At 55.5% G+C, this 23,002-nt stretch carries 14 protein-coding genes; 4 read left to right on the forward strand and 10 right to left on the reverse strand.

The window, feature by feature from the left end; genetic code table 11:
- The first annotated feature begins 17 nt into the window (after window positions 1-17).
- Window positions 18-500 (forward strand): hypothetical protein, encoded by a 483-nt coding sequence (locus FF011L_RS07120; RefSeq protein WP_145350958.1) that lies wholly within the window; start codon window positions 18-20, stop codon window positions 498-500.
- Window positions 501-2,220: 1,720 nt separating this feature from the next.
- On the opposite strand, the gene ribA is transcribed toward FF011L_RS07120, so the two are convergent.
- The 4 genes from ribA to ftsH all read right to left on the reverse strand — a co-directional run bounded on the left by ribA (window position 2,221) and on the right by ftsH (window position 8,167).
- Window positions 2,221-3,456 (reverse strand): GTP cyclohydrolase II, encoded by a 1,236-nt coding sequence (gene ribA, locus FF011L_RS07125; RefSeq protein ID WP_145350959.1) that lies wholly within the window; start codon window positions 3,454-3,456, stop codon window positions 2,221-2,223.
- Window positions 3,457-3,705: 249 nt separating this feature from the next.
- Window positions 3,706-4,857, reverse strand: coding sequence for an exonuclease/endonuclease/phosphatase family protein (locus FF011L_RS07130; RefSeq protein ID WP_145350960.1), 1,152 nt, complete (start codon window positions 4,855-4,857; stop codon window positions 3,706-3,708).
- A 286-nt stretch (window positions 4,858-5,143) separates the two neighbouring features.
- A complete protein-coding gene (locus FF011L_RS07135; protein WP_246109786.1) occupies window positions 5,144-5,941 on the reverse strand; it encodes a sugar phosphate isomerase/epimerase family protein in 798 nt (265 codons plus the stop codon).
- A 150-nt stretch (window positions 5,942-6,091) separates the two neighbouring features.
- Window positions 6,092-8,167, reverse strand: a complete 2,076-nt coding sequence (gene ftsH, locus FF011L_RS07140; RefSeq protein ID WP_145350962.1) for an ATP-dependent zinc metalloprotease FtsH — start codon at window positions 8,165-8,167, stop codon at window positions 6,092-6,094.
- A gap of 399 nt (window positions 8,168-8,566) precedes the next feature.
- Between ftsH and dxr the strand changes: the two genes are divergently transcribed.
- Both dxr and FF011L_RS07150 read left to right on the forward strand, forming a co-directional pair.
- Window positions 8,567-9,736: a 1-deoxy-D-xylulose-5-phosphate reductoisomerase gene (dxr, locus tag FF011L_RS07145; protein ID WP_145350963.1), complete on the forward strand. Its 1,170-nt coding sequence runs from the start codon at window positions 8,567-8,569 to the stop codon at window positions 9,734-9,736.
- The gene (locus tag FF011L_RS07150) at window positions 9,712-11,931 is read left to right on the forward strand and encodes a site-2 protease family protein (protein WP_218933065.1); all 2,220 of its coding nucleotides are present in this window, start codon (window positions 9,712-9,714) and stop codon (window positions 11,929-11,931) included. The genes dxr and FF011L_RS07150 overlap by 25 nt, the downstream gene beginning before the upstream one ends.
- Window positions 11,932-12,098: 167 nt before the next feature.
- Here the strand turns inward: FF011L_RS07150 and FF011L_RS07155 are convergent, their stop codons facing one another.
- From FF011L_RS07155 to FF011L_RS07170, 4 genes are all read right to left on the reverse strand, one after another.
- Window positions 12,099-14,993, reverse strand: coding sequence for a response regulator (locus FF011L_RS07155; RefSeq protein WP_145350965.1), 2,895 nt, complete (start codon window positions 14,991-14,993; stop codon window positions 12,099-12,101).
- A 60-nt stretch (window positions 14,994-15,053) separates the two neighbouring features.
- A complete protein-coding gene (locus FF011L_RS07160; protein ID WP_218933066.1) occupies window positions 15,054-15,962 on the reverse strand; it encodes a response regulator in 909 nt (302 codons plus the stop codon).
- A gap of 141 nt (window positions 15,963-16,103) precedes the next feature.
- Window positions 16,104-17,354, reverse strand: a complete 1,251-nt coding sequence (locus tag FF011L_RS07165) for a protein kinase domain-containing protein (RefSeq protein ID WP_145350967.1) — start codon at window positions 17,352-17,354, stop codon at window positions 16,104-16,106.
- Between the two features lie 88 nt (window positions 17,355-17,442).
- Complete coding sequence (locus FF011L_RS07170; protein ID WP_145350968.1) at window positions 17,443-18,843, reverse strand: IS4 family transposase; 1,401 nt, start codon at window positions 18,841-18,843, stop codon at window positions 17,443-17,445.
- A gap of 428 nt (window positions 18,844-19,271) precedes the next feature.
- Between FF011L_RS07170 and FF011L_RS07175 the strand changes: the two genes are divergently transcribed.
- Window positions 19,272-20,702 (forward strand): sulfatase family protein, encoded by a 1,431-nt coding sequence (locus FF011L_RS07175; RefSeq protein ID WP_218933067.1) that lies wholly within the window; start codon window positions 19,272-19,274, stop codon window positions 20,700-20,702.
- A 124-nt stretch (window positions 20,703-20,826) separates the two neighbouring features.
- Here the strand turns inward: FF011L_RS07175 and FF011L_RS07180 are convergent, their stop codons facing one another.
- Both FF011L_RS07180 and FF011L_RS07185 read right to left on the reverse strand, forming a co-directional pair.
- On the reverse strand, window positions 20,827-21,522 hold the full coding sequence (locus FF011L_RS07180; RefSeq protein WP_246109787.1) for a DUF2238 domain-containing protein: 696 nt from the start codon (window positions 21,520-21,522) through the stop codon (window positions 20,827-20,829).
- Between the two features lie 10 nt (window positions 21,523-21,532).
- A complete protein-coding gene (locus tag FF011L_RS07185; RefSeq protein WP_218933068.1) occupies window positions 21,533-22,720 on the reverse strand; it encodes a hypothetical protein in 1,188 nt (395 codons plus the stop codon).
- Window positions 22,721-23,002 lie beyond the last annotated feature (282 nt).

Consider the following 23,002-nt stretch of genomic DNA (forward strand, 5'->3'; position numbering starts at 1 on the left):
TTGTGGAGTCCTCACCGATGCCCGCTTTGCGCCTTTGCGTTGGATTCCTCGGCGGCTGTTTATTGGCAGCCACGGTCGTGGCTCAGGCTCCACAGCCCGTTCCGCTGGGAGCTCATGCTCCTCAAGGTGCTGGTCAGCCGTACGTGGTGCTAACCGAACCGAATGATTGGCTGACGGCGGACGGGCCGACGGCGCCACGCAGGGTGCCTCACTTGGTTCTTCGTGAGCACGCTCCGGCACGTCCGGATGGCTGGCAAGACCCGACGGCAAAGCACCAGTGTTATCCAGGTCAGCACAAGTTAAAGCACGCGTATCACAAGCATCTTCTGCAGGAAGAGAACGCATACGTGACGAATCCACGGGCTACGGTGCCGCAGGCCAATACCATTCAGCAAACCAAAGTGCCCTATTCGTATGGTTACTTCGGAGCGGGTAACAATCGTCACTGGGCATTGCATTATGGTGCAAAGCAAAATATGACTCGCTGGAGCAAGCGTTAGGCTGGTCGAATCCAGTCGCGGGCATGCCTGCACGGTTTGCTGAGCCAAGTAGGCCGGATCAAAGAGCGACAGCGATACCGCTCCGGCAGTCACTTTTGATTCATCATTTGCCGGAGCTTTGTCGCTATTGCTCCTCGATCCGGCCTACACGACTGGTCGCTATTCCTCGCTTACGCATTTTGATGTTGCGTTATCGAGGTGATTGCTGTGCTCAACCGTCCTGATTTCCGTACTCTGGCAGAGAATGATGAAAGCCAAGTAGGCCGGATCCAAGAGCGACAGCGATACCGCTCCGGCAGCCACTTTTGATTCATCATTTGCCGGAGCTTTGTCGCTGTCGCTCCTCGATCCGGCCTACGCGACTGGCCGCTATTCCTCGCTTACGCATTTTGATGTTGCGTTATTGAGGTGATTGCTGTGCTCAGCCGTCCTGATTTCCGTACTCTGGCAGAGAATGATGAAAGCCAAGTAGGCCGGATCAAAGAGCGACAGCGATACCGCTCCGGCAGCCACTTTTGATTCATCATTTGCCGGAGCTTTGTCGCTATTGCTCCTCGATCCGGCCTACACGACTAGCCGCTATTCCTCGCTTACGCATTTTGATGTTGCGTTATCGAGGTAATTGCTGTGCTCAACCGTCCTGATTTCCGTACTCTGGCAGAGAATGATGAAAGCCAAGTAGGCCGGATCAAAGAGCGACAGCGATACCGCTCCGGCAGCCACTTTTGATTCATCATTTGCCGGAGCTTTGTCGCTGTCGCTCCTCGATCCGGCCTACACGACTGGCCGCTATTCCTCGCTTAGGCATTTTGATGTTGTGTTATTGAGGTGATTGCTGTGCTCAGCCGTCCTGATTTCCGTACTCTGGCAGAGAATGATGAAAGCCAAGTAGGCCGGATCAAAGAGCGACAGCGATACCGCTCCGGCAGCCACTTTTGATTCATCATTTGCCGGAGCTTTGTCGCTGTCGCTCCTCGATCCGGCCTACACGACTAGCCGCTATTCCTCGCTTACGCATTTTGATGTTGCGTTATTGAGGTGATTGCTGTGCTCAGCCGTCCTGATTTCCGTACTGTGGCAGAGAATGATGAAAGCCAAGTAGGCCGGATCAAAGAGCGACAGCGATACCGCTCCGGCAGCCACTTTTGATTCATCATTTGCCGGAGCTTTGTCGCTGTCGCTCCTCGATCCGGCCTACGCGACTGGCCGCTATTCCTCGCTTACGCATTTTGATGTTGCGTTATTGAGGTGATTGCTGTGCTCAACCGTCCTGATTTCCGTACTCTGGCAGAGAATGATGAAAGCCAAGTAGGCCGGATCAAAGAGCGACAGCGATACCGCTCCGGCAGCCACTTTTGATTTATCATTTGCCGGAGCTTTGTCGCTGTCGCTCCTCGATCCGGCCTACACGACTGCGTGCGAAAAACGTAGGCGAAATAGACCGGCTAGAAAATCGCTGGAGATACAATCGAAAAAACGACGTGATTTTGAGGGTGCTCAAAATCTAACTCGCCTGCTTCGCCAACTAAATCGACAGCCTGCTTGCCCCGGCGGAAGCAAAGCAGCCAACGCTAAAAATCGCGACATCAAAACTTACGCAGGGGGTCGGGATATTGGTCTTTTGTTAAACCGCTGCAGGCCGCCCGGAAACCGCCAACTAATAAATCGCATGTCCCCCACTACGCTAAATCCGCTCTGCTGAGAAACACGGATCTATCGCTTAGTTCTCGGGGATCTTGTGTCCCATTTTTTCCCGCTTGGTTTGCAGGTACTTTGCGTTGTGCTCGTTTGCGGTCGGCAGGATTGGGACCTGATCCACGACCTTCAGATCGAAACCTCTCAGATTGAAGGCTTCGGTCTTTTTCGGGTTATTGGTCAGCAAGCGGATTTCGCTTAGTCCCAGGTCTTTTAGGATCTGTAGGCCGACGCCGTAGTCGCGGATGTCGGCTTTGAAACCGAGCGCATGGTTGGCTTCGACCGTATCAAGGCCTTGATCTTGGAGGTGGTAGGCGCGAATTTTTTGTGCCAGCCCGATGCCACGTCCTTCCTGAGGCAGGTAGATCAACGCGCCACGCCCTTCGGCGCTGATCATTTGCAATGCCATTTCCAATTGGTCGCCACAGTCGCAACGCAGCGATTCGATTAAATCACCGGTGAAGCAACTGCTATGCATTCGAACCAGCGGCGGAGGCCCGTCGGCGGTTAGGTCGCCGGTGATCAAAGCGATCGGTTCCTGGGCTTCGTAGTCCACGTCGTAGACGATGATCGTAAAATTGCCGTATCGAGTCGGCAGTTTGGCTTCGGCGGCTCGTTGGACCAATTTCTCACTGACGCGTCGGTGAGCGATCAGTTGTTCGATGCTGATGATTTTTAGATCATTTTTGGCTGCGATTTCGCGAAGGGTGTCGCGAGTCGCCCGTTCACCGTTGGAATCAAGGATTTCGCAAAGGCAACCGGCGGACGTCAGCCCCGCCATCCTCGCTAGGTCAACGGCCGCTTCCGTGTGCCCTGCCCTGCGTAGGACTCCGCCCTCTTTGGCGAGCAACGGAAAGACATGTCCGGGCCGCACGAAATCGGCAACAGCCGCTTCCGGGTTGGCCATTTGGCGGATCGTTTGAGCTCGTTCGGATGCGGTGATCCCCGTTTTCGCTGAGCGGATATCGATTGGCGTCATAAACGCCGTATGCAGGGGGGCATCGTTTTGCGAGGCGACCGGGACTAATTCCAGGCGTCGGCACACTTCGGGCAGTACCGAAACGCATAATTGGCCGCGGCCCGAAAGCATGAAGTTGATCGCTTCCGGTGTTGCTTTTTCGGCGGCGCAGATGAAATCCCCTTCGTTTTCCCGGTCTTCCGCATCGACCACGATAACGACTTCGCCATTGCGAATCGCATCGACCGCTTCTGGGACAGAGCTGAAAAGGCCATCGGACGAATCGGAATTCAAATCAAGCATCGAACAACACAATTGAAAAGATAGAAACAGAGCTGGTCATTGTACCGCGCTGGAAAACATTGGCGAGCCGAGAAGCGATGTCAGGGGGAGAATGGCGGCTGCTAGAGCCTCGCAAGCCGGTATTGGTTCACCCTCTGGCGGACCTCTGGCGACTGGCAAGCCAACCCCTTGTCCGCCGTAGGTCCCCCCGAAAAAACTGGCCGCCTAGCATCCGTTTCCTCGTAAGTGACCGCGAAGAGCGACAAGGCCTTACTCCCCTTCGACGGGCGAGAATTCTGCGTAGATGGGCAGGTTTGGCGTTAGCTCTTCACATTCTGCGAGCGTCAGGTTGTGGATTCGCAGAAAATTGACGATGCCCGCGCCACCCAAGAATTCGGTCGTGGCGCCGCGTGGAATCAGGAGGTTCTGCGTTTGGTGCCGGCCAAAAATATCGGTAGGAGTTGCCTCGACCGCCGCGACCATTCGAGATTCGCCAAGCGTGGGGAGGAGGTAGGCATCGTCGGCTTGAAACAGACCGATCAGCAGGGTGTCGTCTTCGTTGCGGCCGTCTTGGGAGACCGCGGTGTAGACGGCCGGGAGGGCCGCGACCTCACGCCGGGCGGCCTCCACTTCGATCCGTACGTTCACCAAGGTGAAGGTCCAGGCTTTGTCGGGGCTTGGACCAACAACACGGAACCAGCCCACGATCGGATCGTGAGTCAGCGCTTGGCCAGGATCGTCGACGGTATAGAACTGGCTGCGGTCGGTAACGATTTTTTCGGTGTCAAATACGAACGCCAGTTGCTCTTCGGCTCCGTACGGATTGCTTCCTCTGGCGGCTGGTGGACCGATCAGAAAATCGTATCGCCGGCCCGTGCGATTGACATGTTCGATGATTCGAGGCAGGAGGTCACGCTCCCGGCCGGTCAGCTGCTGGATGGCGATGACATCGAACGTCCGTAGGACTCGGGCAAGCAAATCCATCACATGGGGCTTTGCCGCTTTCTCTTCATTGAAACCGCCCAGGCCCCAGGATGCGATCCGGACGCGCCGCGAAAGTCTGCTGCCACCGGTATCGGAGGTGCCAGCGTTTGCGGCGGCAGGCGAGGTGACCGGAGTTCGGGGCGACGAGGAACTTGCTAACCAGTTGGAAGAAAAGCCTTGCTGGTTCGAATCGGTCGAGGTCGTCGGAAAGGCTCCCGAGTTCTGTCCGCCGGCCGCCGGAGTTTGCCCGCCGCTTTGGGCCTGCCATGGTTTCGAACTGGTCAGGTACCCTGTCAGGTCGTCTTGCGGATCGGAGGCCGCAAGTTCGGCTTCACCACGCGACCGTACTTTTAGCCCTTCCAGGCCATCGACCGTGAAGTTTCGAAAGAAGTAGACGCCGGCAGCAATGCAGACGATCAGGACGATTACACTCCGCATGGGTACCTCCTTCCGGCAGCGGTTGTCCGCAGACAGGGGGCCGGCGGCGCATGGTGACCCTCTTTCAATCGTCGAACCATCCGCACCGCATTGAAACCAAACGTGTGATCGATACGAAATTCAGTCACTGGCGGACGAATTGTTCGGTTCGCTCAGAATATCAGGGTCAGACAATCCTACGGGAGGAGGGCTGACGGACGTGAAGGCCGGCTGGGACGTGTCGAAACCGGGGCGAAGAAAAGTTGTGGGGGCCCAACTAAGATTGCGGCTGGACGCACATCGCAGGTCACTGCATTCTGGCTAGTCGATCTTCGAAGTAGGCGCGGGTGTGTTGCAAGACCTGTTCGTACGGGAGCGGTTCGACATCTTCGCCAATGAGTTCGACTTCGTAGTAACCGTCGTAACCCGATCGCTCTAGCATCGTGATCAGTTCTTGCAGCGGAACGCGTCCTTCGCCAAGCAAGCATCGATTCTGTTCACCCAAGGGCGTTTGCCTTGCGTCCCCTAGTTGGACTAGGCGAACCATCGGCAAGACGTTTTCCAGAAGGTCAAGCTCTTCCTGCGAATTGATGTTCATCGCCAAGTGATAGGCGTCCAGGACCAAGCCGACATTCGATTCGGGCATCGATTCAACAACATCCAGCGTTGTTTCGATGTCGCCAACGAACGACCACTCACTGCCGCAGCCAGGATGAATCGGTTCCAACGCGATCGAAAGATCGGTCAGTGCGGCTTCTTCGCAGATCACTTCCAGTCCGTGCCGGAGCAATCGCATTGCATGGCCATGGATATGATTGTTGTGTCCACCGGCCAAGACAATCAATGTGTCGGCACCAAGAATCTCGGCCGCCCGAACCGCTTCGATCGCATCCTCGATCGCTTCGTCGTGGCCTCGCCCATCGCTACCGGTGAAACCACCAGCCCACGATAAACTGGAAACCGACATGCCGTTTTCAGCGAACAGTTCGGCAGTCTTCTCGATCCCCAGTTCGTCCAGTTTGGGGCGCCAGAGACCCGCGGCCGAAAAACCGTGTCGGCGATAGGCTTCAACGTCTTCTTCGGTGGACCAACGTAATGTGGTCAATTGACTGATTGCTAGCTTCATCGTCCGTGTTCGCCATGCTGCGGTGTTCGAAAAGAGCAGCAGCGAAGTATGCAATGCAAGACGCGCCGTGTAAACCTGAGCGGTCGCGGATTTTGTTAGCTAGCAAAGGCAATAACCTGTCGAAACGGATTACAGTTGCCCATCGGCAGCGGGAGCGATTTCGCTGCCCGGACGGTTGTGGCTGATCTTTGCACGGGGGACTTTGCTGGCGGTTCCTGGGACGACAAGCGGTCCGGTGCTGTGTTGCTGAATGATCTTGGTTAGTTCCTCGCCATCGATCGATTCGACTTCAAGCAGTCGCTGGGTGATCGCTTCAAGGGCTTCGCGGCGAGCTGACAAAATCTCTCTGGTTTGAGCAATCGATTCGTCGATCAAGCGACGTACTTCGGTGTCGATTTCTTTCGCCGTTTCTTCGCTATGCAGGCTGGTGTGTCCCGCATCCCCACCGAGGAATGAAGTATCGTTTTTTTGTCGATAGTTGACCCGTCCCAGTCGGCTCATCCCATAGTCCATGACCATGGACCGCGCAATTGCCGTGGCGCGTTCCAGGTCATTTGAAGCGCCGGTGCTAATGTCTTCAAAGATCATTTCTTCGACCAACGTCCCGGCGACCAGGACTCGCAGATCGCTATCCAGTTCACTTCGGGTTCGCAGGTAGCGGTCACCGCCGGAGCGTTGCATGACATACCCGAGGGCGCCGACGCCACGCGGGATGATGGAGACCTTATGGACGGGGTCGGTGTTCGGGAGCGCATCGGCGACCAGTGCGTGTCCGGCTTCGTGATACGCGACGCGGACCTTTTCGTCCTCGTTCATGACATGGTTTTTCTTTTCCAGTCCGGCAGTGACGCGTTCAACCGCCTCGTTGAATTCGATCAAACCAACCGATTCTTTATCACCACGCGCGGCCAACAGTGCGGCTTCATTCACCAGGTTGGCTAAGTCGGCACCGACGAATCCGGGGGTGATCGAAGCCACTTTTCGGAGGTCCAGGTTCTCGTCTAGTTTAACGTTTTTGACATGGACCTTGAGGATCGCTTCTCGCCCGCCGACGTCGGGTCGGTCGACCAGCACGTGGCGGTCGAAACGTCCTGGTCGCAGGAGTGCTGCATCCAAAGTTTCCGGACGGTTGGTAGCAGCGATGATGATGACGTTGGTGTCGGAATCAAATCCGTCCATCTCGACCAGCAAGGCATTTAACGTTTGCTCCCGTTCGTCGTGCCCTCCGACCACGGTCCCACTTCGGCTTTTGCCAAGAGCGTCTAGTTCGTCGATAAAGACAATGCAGGGGGCGCGGCTGGCCGCTTGCTGAAACATGTCGCGGACGCGGGCAGCGCCAACGCCGACATACATTTCGACAAAATCGCTTCCCGACAAGCTGAAGAATGGCGTGCCAGCTTCGCCTGCGATGGCTCGAGCCAGCAGCGTTTTTCCGGTTCCCGGAGGCCCCACTAATAGGACTCCCTTTGGGATCCGGCCGCCCAGTCGTTGGTACTTCTCCGCGTTCTTTAGAAAGTCGACCACTTCGCGAACTTCTTCGACCGCTTCGTCGATTCCCGCGACCGCATCGAAGGTGATCGCCATTTCGTCCTGAGCATACAGTTTACCGCGGCTCCGCGAAAAGCTCATCGGCGAACCGACGCCGCTGATTTTTCGCAGCATCATCAGGCCAAACCCAAGCAGGATCAGCATCATCAACAGCATTAGGCCGTGGTCTGCCAGGAAGGTGCTGGGGCTGTGCTGATCCCAAACAACATTCGACGCTTGCAAGAGTTCCGTGAGGGCCTCTTCCTGTTGGTCGTTGCGAACCGTCCGCTCGGTCGAAAACGTCACTTCGGTTGGCTTGGTTTCGGTTTTTCCATCCGTCCCCAGTTGGCGATAGTGGACGCGGCCGGTGACGCCGGTTTGAGAAACCTTGATGTTTTGCGGAAGGCTAAATTCGACGGTCGCTTTGGGATTGTTTTCCGAGGGGACGACAATGACGCCGGTGGTGTCGGCGACCAGTTCATCGGAGCCATACGCTTCGTATTTTGTGGCTTGGAGAAGGCGTTCCAGGTCGGGATATCGCAGGCGTTTTGTATTGTCGCCGATCAGGTAGGCGCACAGGATTACGACACCAACGATAGCTAGCAGGACAAGCAGGACGCTTCCACCGCGGGATTCGTTGTCATTTGAATTGTTTTTTCGTCGATCTGGATCGGTCATTTAGGGGCCATCCACGGGGCGAATTTTAAAAAGAGGGCTGGCCGTTCGATCAAGCAGAACAGAAGAAATAGCCAGCAAGCCGTTAAAAAAGGTTAGCGAATAAAAAAGGGAAGCGAATCAGCGTGAAATTTCTGTTTCCAGACCTCCCGGGGGGGATCGGTGGTTGGAACAGGCCGATGAAAGTGCTACTTTCCCAGCAGATCTATTCTTGCAGGCAATTGTTCGAGGGGAAGGTTGGCTTGGCAACCCACAGCGAATGGATCCGTTTCCCGGTCAGTCCCTAACGAAAGAAACGACTGTGAGCCCCATACAAGTGTCCATTTTCCTGCCGCCGGAGGATGTTGACTGGCTGGGCACCTTCGATCGGCTGCCCCTAAATGTTGTTGAGGGATCCGCTCTATGAACCGCAATGTCGCGATTTTAGGAGCCACCGGCAGTATCGGCACGGCGACCATCGATGTTCTCGGTCAGTTGGCGGACGAGGGATGGCGTGCGTGGGGAGTGTCGGGGCATGCCAATTTGGACGCTTTGGCGACCGCCTGTGAGAAAATGTCTCTGCCACCGGAATGGATTGTCGGGTCCGATCCGGGCTTGGCCGCTCAGTTCGATTCGCGGCGCTGGCCATCGAGTAGTCGCTTTGAATCAGGGGCCGAGCGATTGGTCGCTTTGGCTTCGGCTGACGAAGTCGGCGTGGTCGTCGCAGCGATCGTCGGTCGTGCCGGACTGGAAAGCACGTTGGCTGCGGTCGAGGCTGGCAAACGGGTGGCGTTGGCAAATAAAGAGACGCTGGTCGTCGCGGGGACCCTGGTTTGCCAGGCTCAGCAGGTCAGCGGAGCCGAAATATTGCCGGTCGACAGCGAACATTCGGCAATTTTTCAGTGTTTGCAGGCAAGCCAGACGCCCGCCGAACGAATCATCCTGACGGCCAGCGGGGGGCCTTTCCGTGATTGGACGCGGGAGCAGATGGAAGAGGCCTCGGTGGCCGCGGCGCTGAATCATCCGACTTGGAAAATGGGGCCGAAAATTTCGGTCGATTCCGCTACGATGATGAACAAGGCTCTGGAAATCATCGAAGCCCGGTGGCTGTTTGATATTCCCGCGGAGTCGATTGAGGTTATGATCCACCCACAATCGGTGATCCATTCGATGGTGGAATTCGTCGATGGGTCGGTTGTGGCTCAGTTAAGTCCGCCGGATATGCGGCTACCGATTCAGTATGCGTTAACGTATCCTGACCGGGTGGCTTGCTCGGCACCACGGTTTGATGTGACGCAACGTTGGGATTTGTCACTGGAACCGGCCGACCGGGATCGGTTTCCTGCGTTAGAATTAGGGTTTGAAGTCGCAGCGGTGGGCGGGACGGCCGGTGCCGTCGTGAACGCCGCAAATGAAGCGGCTGTAGCGTTGTTTTTAGATCAAAAAATTCGGTTTACAGAAATAGTGCCTGCATGTCGCAAAGCACTTGAAAATCATTCATATGAACGGCACCCCACACTCCAGCGATTGATTGAACTGGACGAGTGGGCGCGTGCGGAGGTACAGCGGTGGCATTGTGGTGCGAATTTCTGACTCTTTGGGCCGGATTGTCCGATCCCAGTTTTGTGGCTTGGCTGGGAACTTTGGCGAATTCGCCAACCATTCTGGCTGATACCACCGAACCTAGCTTGATCAGCCGAATCGGTTCCCAGGTCTACATTTGGGGAAGCGTTGCCGTTGGTTTGGGATTGGTCATCTTTGTCCATGAACTAGGGCACTTCCTCGCTGCCAAGTTGTGCGGCGTCAAAGTTGAAAAATTTTACGTTGGATTCGACGTCCCTTTGCAATTGGGGCCGATCAAATTCCCGCGTACTCTGGGCAAATTCCGTTACGGCGAAACCGAATATGGGCTGGGAATCCTGCCGCTTGGTGGGTACGTGAAAATGCTCGGCCAGGATGATGATCCGCGTAATATGCAGGCCGAAGCCGAGCGAATTCGTGGTGAATCCGTCGCCGGCGACGAGGATGACGAACCGACCGAACAAGTGGCTCGGCAAGAACTCGATCCGCGGAGCTATCCTGCCAAATCGGTCGGACAGCGGATGCTGATTATCAGTGCCGGTGTGATCATGAATGTGATTACCGGAGTCCTTTTTGCCGCCTACGCCTACGGCGTTTTAGGGGTCGAATACACTCCGGCGGTTATCGGAGCGACCTCGCCTGGCGATCCCGCATACGACGCTGGGATTGAACCGGGTGGTCGAGTCCTTGCAGTTGACGGAGACGCTCCAGACCCGCAGATGCATTTCTCGCGGATGACGATGAAAATCCTGACTCACGGGATCTCCGATCCTGATTCTCCGGTCAGTTTGGAACTGGAATACCCAGAGGGTACCCGTACCGTCGAATTGCAGACCGCCGTTGATCCTTGGAATCCTTCGCGCCGAGTCGTCGGGATCAGTTCACCGGCGTTGGCACGCCTGGGCGACAAAGTCTTTGCCGAACCGGAAACCCCCGCATCCGATGTTTTCACAGCAGCCGACGCAAACGCTGATATCGTCGCGATCAATGGCAATGAGCTGAAGGTGAATCCGCTACTGGATGTCACGCTGAATGATCAGGTTGCCAAGTACTTGCTGAAGAACAGCGATAAACCCGTGACGCTCTCACTGCGTCGCAAGGACAGCACCGAACTGCATGATGTGACGATCGCACCGCGAGTGATGCGAACCCTAGGATTCGCGTTCTCCGTCGGCCCTATCGAATCGCTTGTTCATGATGGACCTGCGGAAAAAGCGGGCTTGAAAAAGGGTGACCGGATTGTGGCTGTCACCGGACTGGACAATTTGTCGGCGATCGATTTGCCCGCTCAAGTTGCCAAACTGGACGGGACGGTCCATCTGACCGTGCAGCGTGGCGAAGGCGAACAGGTTGAAACGCTGGAGTTCGATGTTGAACCGGAAGCGGTGAATGCAACCCTGGCACCCTTCGATAGTCCCACTGGAAAGATCGCCCTCTATCCACTCGGCTTGGCTTATTATCCCGAACCGATTGTCAGTCAGTCGGCTGTCGATTCCTTAAAACCAGGCGATGTGATTAGCAATGTCGCGGTTGTGTGGGACGGCGATACGGCACCCGAAGCGCTTCAGGACAAGATGCTGCGTCCTTTCATCAGCCGATTGGAAGATGGTTGGGATACTAAGGAGCAGCCAATGTTGACCAGTCTGATCCGCTTGATTCAAAAACTACCTGTCGACACCAAACTTCGTGTCATCGCGGAACGTCCGCCGGAAAAGCAGGTTGTCGATACGACGGTCAAAGTGATTGTCGGCGATTCTTACTGGCCGGACCGTGGAATCGTTTACGCCCCCGTTCGGTTTACCCGGTACGCGGGCTCGACCGGTGAAGCGTTGGCGTTAGGCCTTCGGGAAGGGAAGTGGAAATTGACCGAAGTGGCTCAGTTTTTACGCTTGCTGGTCACCGGGAAAGTCAGCCGCAATCAAGTTGGCGGGCCGCTGAAGATCGCCGACATCGCAGCGTCGCAGGCCGAGCAGGGCTGGTCCCCGCTTCTCCTGTTCCTGACCATGTTGAGCATGAACCTTGCGATTTTAAACTTTTTGCCGATTCCGGCGCTCGATGGAGGACACATGGTCTTTCTGATCGCCGAAGCGGTGATGGGGCGTCCTGTCGATGAACAATTGCAAATGAAATTGACGATGGGGGGAGTGCTGGCACTCCTGTCCCTGATGGTCTTCGTATTTGCAAACGACATCCTGACCTGGCGATAGTCCGGTCAGTGGGGCCTTGGTTGCCTTCGCCGAACCTGTCTCGGTAGAGGCAATCAATCGCATCAGACGAAGCGATAAGTGGTTTCGAGGACAACGCGTCAAATGTTGGTGACGCAACCGATCGATGATTGGGACGCAGCGCTGCTGGCCTGATCAAAACGTGTCGGTTACCGCGACGGACTGACTCCATCGCCGTATCGTTCGATCGCGTTGCTTAATTCGCCGATGAAGATTTGATGAGCGTCGGTGATTCGCTGGACCAGTGGAAGTAGTACCGCCCACTGCTCGCTTTCAGCGGTCTGTTCCAGTTCTTCGCACAGAAGGCGTAGTTGGCCGGCTCCGAACAGATCGACCGATCCCTTCATCGTGTGGGCGGCTCGGCGAAGTTCGGCGGGCGTTTGCTGTGCCAATGCCCGTTCCATCTGTTGCAGTAGTTCGGGCCCCTCAAGTGAAAACGTTTCAGCCAATTGGGTAACGATTGCTTGTTTCCCGCCAAACCGTTTTAGCAGTGGGGCGAGATCAAGGACCACGGCCGTTTCGCTATCTGCAGGTTCCATTCCCGTGGCATCGGCGGCAGGTTCTTGAACGCTCTCCGCAGGGGCCCGCTGGAATTTCACTAACAGTTCATCAAGTAACTGCGGGTCAACCGGTTTCGCGATGTATCCATCCATGCCGGCTTCGAGGCACAGTTGGCGGTCATCGGGCATCGCACGAGCTGTCATCGCAATGATAGGAGTGTGCCGCGACCGATGCTCGTCTTGTTCGAACTGGTGGATCGCGGCGGTCGCTTCAAAACCATCCAGTTCAGGCATCTGAAGATCCATCAAGACCAAGTCGAAATTGCTTTTAGAAAACAATTCGACCGCTTCACGTCCGTCGCACGCCAAGGTGACATTGTGTCCTCTTAGACGTAGTAGTTCGATCGCGACACGCTGGTTGACCAGCCCGTCTTCCGCCAGCAAGATCTGCAGTCCAGGCAGTTTTGCGGTCGCAGAATCGGCGGGGCCTGTCTGGGGCTCGGGTGCATCCGGCTGTGTCTCTTCCGGGGTAAACGTTTCCAAGATCGCGTTCAAAAGTTCCGAATGGACAAACGGTTTCAGGAGGTATCGTGTGATGCCCGCGGCGCGACAGCGTTCCAGGTCGGCTCCATGTGCTAGGGACGAGAGCATGATGACTGGAAGGTCGGCGAGCGAGGTTTCGTTGCGGAGAGTTTCCGTTAACATCAGGCCATCGACATCGGGCATCATCATATCGAACAAGCCAAGCTGAAACGGTTGGTCCGCGTCGACGGCTTGGCGTAGTTCTGCGATCGCCTGAGAGGCACTGCTGACGGCGGTCGGTTTTAGGTTCCAGTACTCCAGCAGTTCGATCAGAACCTTACGATTGGTTGAATTGTCATCGACAATCAAAACCGGAAGATCGACAAGGTTTGTGATCATGCTGGAGAAGTCCGCGTTACCCCCTTCAAGTTCTCCCGGGGTCATCGGCAGATCGAAGTAGAACGTCGTTCCCTGACCGAGTTCACTTTCGACTCGCAGGACGCCCCCCATCAATTGGACGAGTCTGTTGGAGATGGCCAAGCCAAGGCCGGTCCCACCGTAACGTCGGGTCGTTGACGCATCGGCTTGCGTAAAGGCTTCGAAGATATGTTCCAGTTTGTCGGCAGCGATGCCAATTCCCGTATCTCTTACCGAAATCCGTACTCCAAAGGCGCCGGGGATATCGGAGGCTTCGCTTTGCTGGAATATTGATTCCGCGGTTGAGGGAAGTGGTTGAACTTCGACGACAATTTCACCATGTTCGGTGAATTTGATCGAATTTCCCACCAAATTAACAATCACCTGCCGCAACCGATTGGGGTCTCCCAGCATGACGTTTGGCAGTTCGGGATGGACGCGGCAGGCAAGATCGATCTGTTTGGACTCGGCGCGAAAAGCGAGCATTTGAATCGATTTGGCGATCGTTTCGGACATCGTGAACGGAGTCGATTCCAGTTCCATGTGCCCCGCTTCGATTTTGGAAAAATCGAGAATGTCATTCAGTAAACGAAGCAGCGATTCGCCCGATTGCTGGATCAGTTCAACGTAATCTTGCTGCTGTTGGCTGAGCGATGTGTGCGTTAAGAGTTCTGCCATTCCGAGGATACCATTCATCGGAGTTCGAATTTCATGGCTCATGTTGGCCAGAAATTCTCCTTTGGCAGCGTTGGCCGCATTCGCCGCGTCTCGAGCGTCACGCAGTTGCAGCTCAATCAGTTTTTGAGCGGTAATGTCTCGTGACATTCCAAACGTGCCAACCACGTTTTTGTGCTTGTCCAGCAAAGGGAGTTTGGTGGACGAGCACCAGCTATCTTCGCGATCGGCCCATGTTTCCTTCTCGACTCGCGCGATGATTGGATTGCCGGTCTTCATGATGGTCAGTTCATCACGCCGAGTTTTTGACGCATGTTCTTGCGTAAAAATATCGGCATCCGTTTTACCGACGGCGTCGATAGGGGACGCTAATCCATGTTTCTTGGCCATCCCGACATTGATTTTCAGGAAGCGGCTTTCTTGGTCCTTGAAATAGATTGCATCGGGAAGATTGTTTAGGAGGGCGTGCAGGTAGGCTCGTTCTTTGTCGAGTTCCGCTTCGACATTTTTCCGTCGGGTTACATCCCAAAACAGCAACTGGACGCCGATAATGTTCCCGTCCACATCTCGGGCGGGGCCTTTGATGCGTTCGATCCAGCGGTAATCGCCGGCTCGCAGTGGCAGTCGTTCGATGTCTTGAATCACTTCGCCAGAATCGATGACACGTTGATCGTCTTTTAGGAACGCGCGAGCGGTGGCCGCGGGAAAGAGGTCGTAATCCGATTTTCCGACCACATCGGCTTCGCTAACGTCATGGAGGTCTAAGTAGAAACGGTTAACGAAAATCCGTTCCCCTTGCAGATTTTTTACGACCAGAGCTAACGGCAGGCTATCCAGGAGGTTTCGAAAGGTACCGGCGTGGTGCCACTTCGAAGGGAGGACCGGATCACCTGATTCGGGAACGCGATCCTTGTCGCTAGAAGGAGTCATTAGATGCCTTGAAAGCCTTTGCGGACGGACAACGGTCGTCAGCCTTCGTAGCGAGTACGATCAGACGGCTATTTGACGTTGACAGTGCTTGATCATTACCAATTGATGCTGCGAAGGATCGACGGTCACTTCGTCCATGAAACTAGTGATTAACGCGATCTCGTGCCCGTGTTCCTGCTGCATTGCAGATTCGACAGAGGCGGATAACAACGCGGCGTCGAACCCTCGTCCCTCATCGGCTAGAGCGCATTCGATCTTGTCTTCGGAAACTTGAATGTCGACTTTTAGTCGACGTTCATTGTAGGGATGTTCGGCTCGCCGCAGTTCTATCGATTCGGGTTCGACCCCATCGCCGCATGATTCTCGAAATTCGGCGATCTGGGAATCGGATAATTCTAGGTTGCCGTGGAGGATTCCGTGTAGCAGAGCGTGGTCCAACGCATTGCTGAAACGAATCAATTCGTTGTTTGCCATCAGGTTCATCCCCGAAACCATTTGGACCACAAAATCGACAAGCGGGGCGACCAGGAAAGGATCATTTTCCAAGCGAAACTTGAAACGATTGTAGGTCAACGAATCGATCAGCCGCGCGTAGCTTTGGTCGGCGCGTAAAACTCCTAGAACGTCACGAATCGTGGTATGCAGTAGCATCGCCAACATCGTTTTCGGAACATAGGCCGCGGCTCCGCGGCGGAGCGTTTGAACCGCCAAGGTTTCGCTTCCCTGAGCGGTAATCAGAATCGCTGGTACTTGCGGGCATTCGGCCTGCATCGCTTCGACCAATTCCAGACCGGACATCTCGGGCATTTCCAGGTCGGTGACGACCACTTCGGGGCATTCTTCGCGGAGCGATTCCAATGCCGCCTTACCGTTTCCAACAACGGTGACGTTGTGTCCTCGCTCCTGAAGCATTAAGCGAATTTCCATTGCCTGGGTTGGGCTGTCCTCAACCAGTAGAACTCGGGACATCGCAAAGCTCCTTTTTAAGTCGCTGAAAAACCAGGACATGGACGACACGGGACGGCATGCATCTGACTAGCAAATAAGGGAGGTGTCCTCGGTCAGGGGGAACACCGAATTCATTCTATCAGCTTTCAGCCCCCCAGGTAGCTAGATGGTCGCTTCGCGTTGGCTGCGTCGTTTCAGGAAGGCACGAAGAATGGTTGCCATTTCCGCAGACGTCTGAAATCGCTTGTCTGGATCCTCGTGCAGTGCTTTCATGATTATTTTTTCCAGCGTCTTGCTGAACTTCGGGTTCAGCGAAGTTGGGGGCTGAACGTTTCCCTCGGCGATTTGTTTGATCGTTTCCCAGCGTTCCTTGGAAATCAATTTTAGCGGATGCTTGCGGAGCAACATCATGTACAGCACAACCCCCACGCTGTAGACGTCGCTGCGTTCATCGATCCGCTCGTTCTCGCCCCGTGCCTGCTCGGGAGCCATAAACAATGGGGATCCGATCACGGCGCCATCAAGCGTCTCCGCTGAATCCTCTTCGGTGGCAGGCCAGAACATGGTTTTGCTTAAACCAAAGTCGACCAGCAGGGGCTGTTTGTCGGTCCCCACCATGATGTTGGATGGTTTTAGGTCGCGATGAATGACCCCCTGCTGGTGCGCATGCGATAGGCCGTCGCAGACCGAGGCGATTATTTCGATGATCTCGTGTCCGGAAGGTTTGCTTTTTTTGACATATCGATCAAGGGTTTCGCCGTCGATCAAATCCATTGCGTAATAGCCCAGGCGATGATCGATGCGACTGTCATAGACATGGGCAATGTTGGGATGGTCCAAACGTTTCATGACTTCGATTTCGCGAGCGAAACGACCAAACACATCTTCGGTTGCCAGATCGACTCGGAGCACCTTCAGTGCGACTTTTCGGTCGTCTTCGTCGCGTTTCGCTTCCCAGACCGTTGCGAAGGCACCTTTGCCGATTAGACGCTCGACCGTGTAAGAAGGGATCTGCGGTTTTGTCCATTCTTTGGGAGGAACCGCTTCGACGATTCGCCGAGCCGCGGTCAAACGGCTCCGAAGAATGGTGGGGTCGATGGGCTTGACCAAGTAGTCATCGGCTCCGGCATCCAGGCCGGCAACCATGTCCTCCGTTGCACTCCGGCTGGTCAGCAAAATGATGTAGGTAAATCCGCGGTTTTCGTCACGTTTGATCCGGCGGCAGACTTCGATCCCATCCATCTTTGGCATCTGCCAGTCCAGGATGACCAGCCGAGGCGCATCGGGACTGCGCATTAAATCCCACGCCTCCTGACCGTCTTTGGCTTCGTAGTAATCAAAACCAAAACGTGCTAGATGCTGGACGAGGACTTTGCGCCAAACTTCGTTGTCTTCTGCGACAAGAACCTTCATGCGTTTTTCATGTGTGCGGAATTACCTTTCAGTGCCCGTCAAACCCCGCTGCGATACTGGCGATAGCCCAATGCCACTTACTTTAAGTCTATTCGGGGGGTGGAGGTTGTTCGGTTTTTGTTTTTTTCTTCTTGCGCAATGACTTTTGGAACTTGGTGGTTTTGGGGCGGCGCGGGTGGGCGATCCGTGGGTAGTTGCGTGGCTCCTTGCGAACTGGAAGCTTGCGTTTGGAGGCGCTGATTAACGCGCTCGTGAATGCTAGTTGCCACTCCTCAAATGTATCGCAGGACTTGCGCAGCAAGTGATCTTGGAAGCTCAGCCATACGCCGCTGAAGCTCAGACGTCGGGGCGTAACCTTGGCAAGTTTCGCCGCACTTCTTCGGAGCTGAGACACCAAGTTGTACGCGACGACCGAGCCCATCAGCTCTTTCATTACCATGTCCACGCTCTTGGCACGGATGTCCTCAGTGTTCATTGTCACTTTGGCATCCCGTATGTCGAACTCCACGTCGTACCGTCGACGATAAAGTTCTGCCAGGCAGGTCGCGTCGAACTCCAGCGAGCTGACCATCGCCAAAGTCGTGCCTCCTTCGAGCTGGACCTCGTGAATGAATACATCCAGGCATGTCCCCGGAGGGATATCGGGATTGCCTTTCAGATCTTTTTTTGTTGGAGTCCATTTGAGCCGGTAGCTCTTGTAGCCTTCGCCTTCATCGACCAGTTCCGCTTTTTTGCGATACGACTTGTACCGCGTCATCGACAGGCGAAACAAGAAATCATGTTTTGCCACACGTGTATGATAAGCCACGCCATAGATGCCAAAACCACTGTCAGCAAGCACAATGCTGTTACTGGGTAGTTCGCCAACAATCTCGCGAGCTTGCTTGGCTTCGCTGGAATTATTGGGTCCGTACATTGGGTCGATTTTGGGGACCAAAATGCAGCCACTTTGCATCTCGGCAGCGACCATTAGCATCGCCACTGGCCAAACCGATTCGCCGTACTGGTTGGTTGAAGGTGGAAAAGCTTTTTTCAGTTCTGGTGTTGGTGGCAGTGTGATCGTGGTTCCGTCGATAATGAAGACGCGGCGGTCATCGAAAGCTCTTTCGGCAGTGCGTCCTAAGTAGTCACAAACACATCGCGAGAATCGCTGGATCGCTTCGAGCGGCAGACGGGTGCGTGCCTTGGAGAACGTGGAAGTATTCTCTCCCAATGTTCCTTCGCGGACACGTTTATTGTCCGGAAAGAGGTCGGTTTGATGGTTCACGGCTTCGGAGACAACTTGACTCAGCGAAGCGCCACCACGTAACCGCTGGAGTATTAACAGCCAGATGGTCGCAGCTTGGCTGTAGACCATTCTGGTGTTGGGGCGATCATCGATATCGAAGATGTTTTTGAGCTCAGGAACCCGCAGGATCTGATCGAGAAGTGCCCTGGCAGCGACGAATTGCTCATCAGGCGGATCGGAAGGGTTTGGCGGAATAAGCATGACAGACCGTCAGAATGGCAGGGAATTGGAAACCTCCTGCAATAGCGCAAATTTTGTTCCATTCGCTCTGTTTGGCGAAATTTTCTCCAAAGGAAGCGGCATTGGGCGATAGCCCCCTGTTCACTATTCGGCATTATAGACATGCCGCGTGGTCGGTGGGTCGCCGGCGGAAGATTGGACGGCAAGGAAAACGCACTCTCCGTTTTGGCTGGTGGGGCGGGTCTGCCGGGGGGGAGTGTGGGGGCGATAGGAGCTGTTTTCGCTGTGGTGGCTCCGGTCGTAAACAGACGAATCGGTGTCGAGGGTATCGAGTTACAATGTGTAGAATCACGCTTGCCCTGATCTCCGATGGGGCTGGCATCCGAGCTGGCCGTTTGCCGCTTGCCGTATCCTCGCACCGTTTACTCTGTCGCAGAATGGTTATGAAAATGAATCGGTCTGATTCGCTCTATGTCGCGTTCGCAAGGTCCCGAATTTGTCGCTGGACATTGCTTGTCGGCGGGCTGGTTGTTGGGCTGTTAATGGTTCCCAAGGCGGCCGCTGCGGAGGCGACTGCGCCGCCAAATCTGGTCGTGATGATCGCCGACGATATGTCGTGGGATGACTGCGGTGCCTACGGGCATCCAACCATTCAGACGCCGAATCTGGATCGTTTGGCGGCTTCGGGGATGCGGTTCGATGCGGCGATGCTGACGTGCAGTTCCTGCAGTCCCAGCCGAACCAGCATTCTGACCGGACGCTACCCAAGTGCCACCGGAGCACGCGAACTGCATCAACCGGTTCCCGCCGAAAGGACGCTGTTGACGACGCCTCTGCGTGCGGCTGGCTACTACACCGTGGCAGCAGGGAAATGGCACCTTGGCAATGCAGTGGTCGATCAGTTTGACCAGGTGATGCAGAAGGGGAGCGGTCCCAGTGGTTGTGAACGCTGGATCGAAGCGATCCGCGAGCGTCCGAAGAACAAACCCTTTTTTGCATGGCTAGCTGCCTTTGATCCGCATCGTGACTATCAGCCCGGTACATTTGATCCGCCTCATGAACCGGAGGATGCTCGGGTTCCACCCTATTTGCTGGATCATCCGGAAACCCGAGCCGATCTGGCAGCCTACTACGATGAAATCGCACGCTTCGATTCCTATGTTGGTGAAGTGCTTGACGAGCTTCAGCGTGAGGGGATTTTGGATAATACGATGGTGGTCGTCATGAGCGATAATGGTCGCCCGTTCCCTCGCTGCAAGACAACGGTCCTTGATAGTGGCGTCCGCACCCCGTTTATCGTGTCGATGCCTGGAACGGTTAAAGCGGGGACTGTCTGTGAGCAATTGGTCAGCAGTATCGACTTGGCGCCAACGTTGCTTGAAATGGCTGGCACGCACGGCGACACGTTCCAGGGCGTCAGCTTCCTCCCCTTGCTTCAAAATCCAGAAGCGTCGATCCGCCCCTACGCATTTAGCGAGCATAACTGGCACGACTATCGAGCCTGTGAGCGGAGCGTTCGTGGGCCTCGTTTTCGCTATGTCAAAAATTGGTTGCCAGAATTGCCGCTAACCCCTCCGGCCGACGCCGTCCGCAGTCCGACCTACGTGCAAATGTTGAAGGCGGCGGCAAAAGATGGTTTGAACGAAGACCAAGCCAGGCCTCTGCAGCAACCTCGCCCGGAAGAGGAATTGTACGATCTGCGTTCCGACCCTCATGAACTGCACAATTTGGCCGGCGACCCTGCCTACGCGGCGGAACTTGAAAGCTTGCGAAAGGCGATGTCCGCCTGGCAGGCCGAGATCCAAGATCCATTGCTGACCGGGGCCTCGCAAGACGGATTTGACCGGACAACGGGAATCCGCCTTCCTAAAAAGAAGTAAAGGTTGCAGGCCATTTCGTTGCCGTCGTGCGTCGTTTTTTCGGTGCCGGCCTTGGGGATCAGAAGAGCCAGACTTGCGGCAGGTAGGAGCTTCGCGGCCGTACCGGTATGGAGGCCGTCGAAGCTTACTGTTTCGCCGGGGCCGTCGTTGCGATCGACCAGTGAAACGCCAGCGGGCAAGTGAGGACTGCACCCAACCAAGCCAACGCGAGGTCTTTTTGCGGGTCCCACACATCGCCCTGTTGGCCGTTGTAGGCCTCTGCACTTGCTGGCGATAGTCGTTCTGCGAGTTGCCATTCGAGGACTTCATACATTGCCCCGATCGCTAAGATGACGGCAATCGCCATCACTGCGGCGCCGCGAGACTTCATTCCCGTATGGCGTTGTAGTCCTTCAGATGCGGGAAACAGGAACAGCACGCCCGATGCGAAATGGACCAAGCGGTCATAATGATTGCGTTCCCACTGGAAACGCGACGAGAGCGATTCGCCGGTCAGGTGTTCGGTCCATGTGTCATACGGGACGTAGGAGTAAATCCAGCGTGCTCCGAAAATGTGAATCCACAGGAATAACATGATCGAGAAATACGATTGCCAGCTGAGTGGGAATCGTTGGAGGTAATAGGCCAACCCGGCCAATCCCAGCATCGTAGGTAAGTGCTGTAAACGCTGCTCGCTTGGGTACGGCGCGTCCACGAAACTGACGGCGGTCACCACCGCGGTCACGACGATTAGTAAGTGGTACCAGCGATGGGCGTTGGATTGTGGAATGGAAGAATTCCTTCGTAACCGTCGATCGTCTTTGCCGATTGCCGATTGCAAGAAACGCTGGCTAATCGGAATCTTCGTTCGGCTCTGGTTCGGGATCGGGAAAGAAGACCGGTTTTCCGGTCCGCTCTTCAATCAATGCCTTGATTTTCTTGCGCACCTTTTCTCGCTCTGTTTCGTCCCCTTTCTTGAATCCGACTGTCGTGGGGTCAAAGGCAGCGATCGGATGCTCGTTGGCGTCCGCAAATCCAATCTCTTTCAGCGGTACCTTGTAAAGGTAGGCGATCCCAGCCATGGCGACATCGCTGGTGCGAACCTCGAGGGTGGCTTCTTTCATTTCGGCTTGGGTGAGTGGATCGTTATCGGCGAAGAAAGGAATGAGCCAGGAAACGTCATCCGCGGCGCCAAATTTGGCTATCCCCACGATGCCAGCATGGATGTTGACCCGCTCACGTGACTGGAAGGCGGCACGCTGCGCAAGCACCATGCCTTCCGATTCCAGGTTCCACTGCATCGCCAGCATCAAAGTCATTTCAGCGTATTCGACTGGCGAACGCCGGACCCAGCTACCGACCAGGCGTCGGAAAGGAGGCCCCAGTTGTGCATCGGTGCGAAGTTCGTTGGCCGCCGCTTTGTTCATCAACGAGAGGCATAGCTTGTGGACATCCACAGAAATGGGGATCCTCGGATCGGCCAGCGTCCAAATAAGAGGCAGGACGTCTTCTTTTGTGGGGACCTGTGAATTGTCGTACATCTGCGTTCGTAAGCGATGCGCCAGTAGGTCCAGTTCCAAGCGTCTAGCTCGGGAATCCCCATCAAGGGCTTCCATGGCGCGGGGGTGGCGGCGACTGGTTTCCAGAAAAAGTTCACGAAGTTCGGGGCAGTCGTCCATGACGGATTGGACATATTCCCAGCCCGGAAAGTTTTCGCCGATCGGGTCGCCCGCCATGAAAGCTGCCGCACGGGCTTCGAAGTCGCCGTCGACGACGCGGGTGTAAAGGGCATTCGCTCGAGCCCGGACCTCTGGATCGGGGTGCGATTTTGCAGCTTCCTTAAGTGGGCCGATGATCTTGATGCCTTGTTGGCGAGCCCGCTGTGTGGCCTCTTCTCGCTCGGCAAATACAGGGGAACCGAACGCGTCGATCAATTGACGCTGTTCCCCCTCGGTCAACGCAGGCGTCTCCTGCCCGACAGCAATGCCTCTGGTCCCCCCCCACAGAAGAGAGGCTGAACAGATGCCTACGCAGAGCATGAGATTCGGCCAGCGGTGCAACAGAAGCAAAGCAACCATGGAGGGATAAATCGGTTTGAGCAATATAAAAGGGTCCGGCAAGAATAGTCGGTCCTACTACTCTTGTACGCTGGCGAAGCCGATTCGGAAAGGTTTCCCGAACAAACCGTTGTCGTTCTGGTTGGCAGCGGCTAGACTTCAAGGGTACAGGGATTTGCGGCCGCTTGCAGCCTTCACTGCTAAAGAGCCATCCTGCCAGACTCAACCTGATCGTCTTTGCTGACGAACGATCGTCCACGGAAC

Source organism: Roseimaritima multifibrata, assembly GCF_007741495.1.
GTDB lineage: Bacteria > Planctomycetota > Planctomycetia > Pirellulales > Pirellulaceae > Roseimaritima > Roseimaritima multifibrata.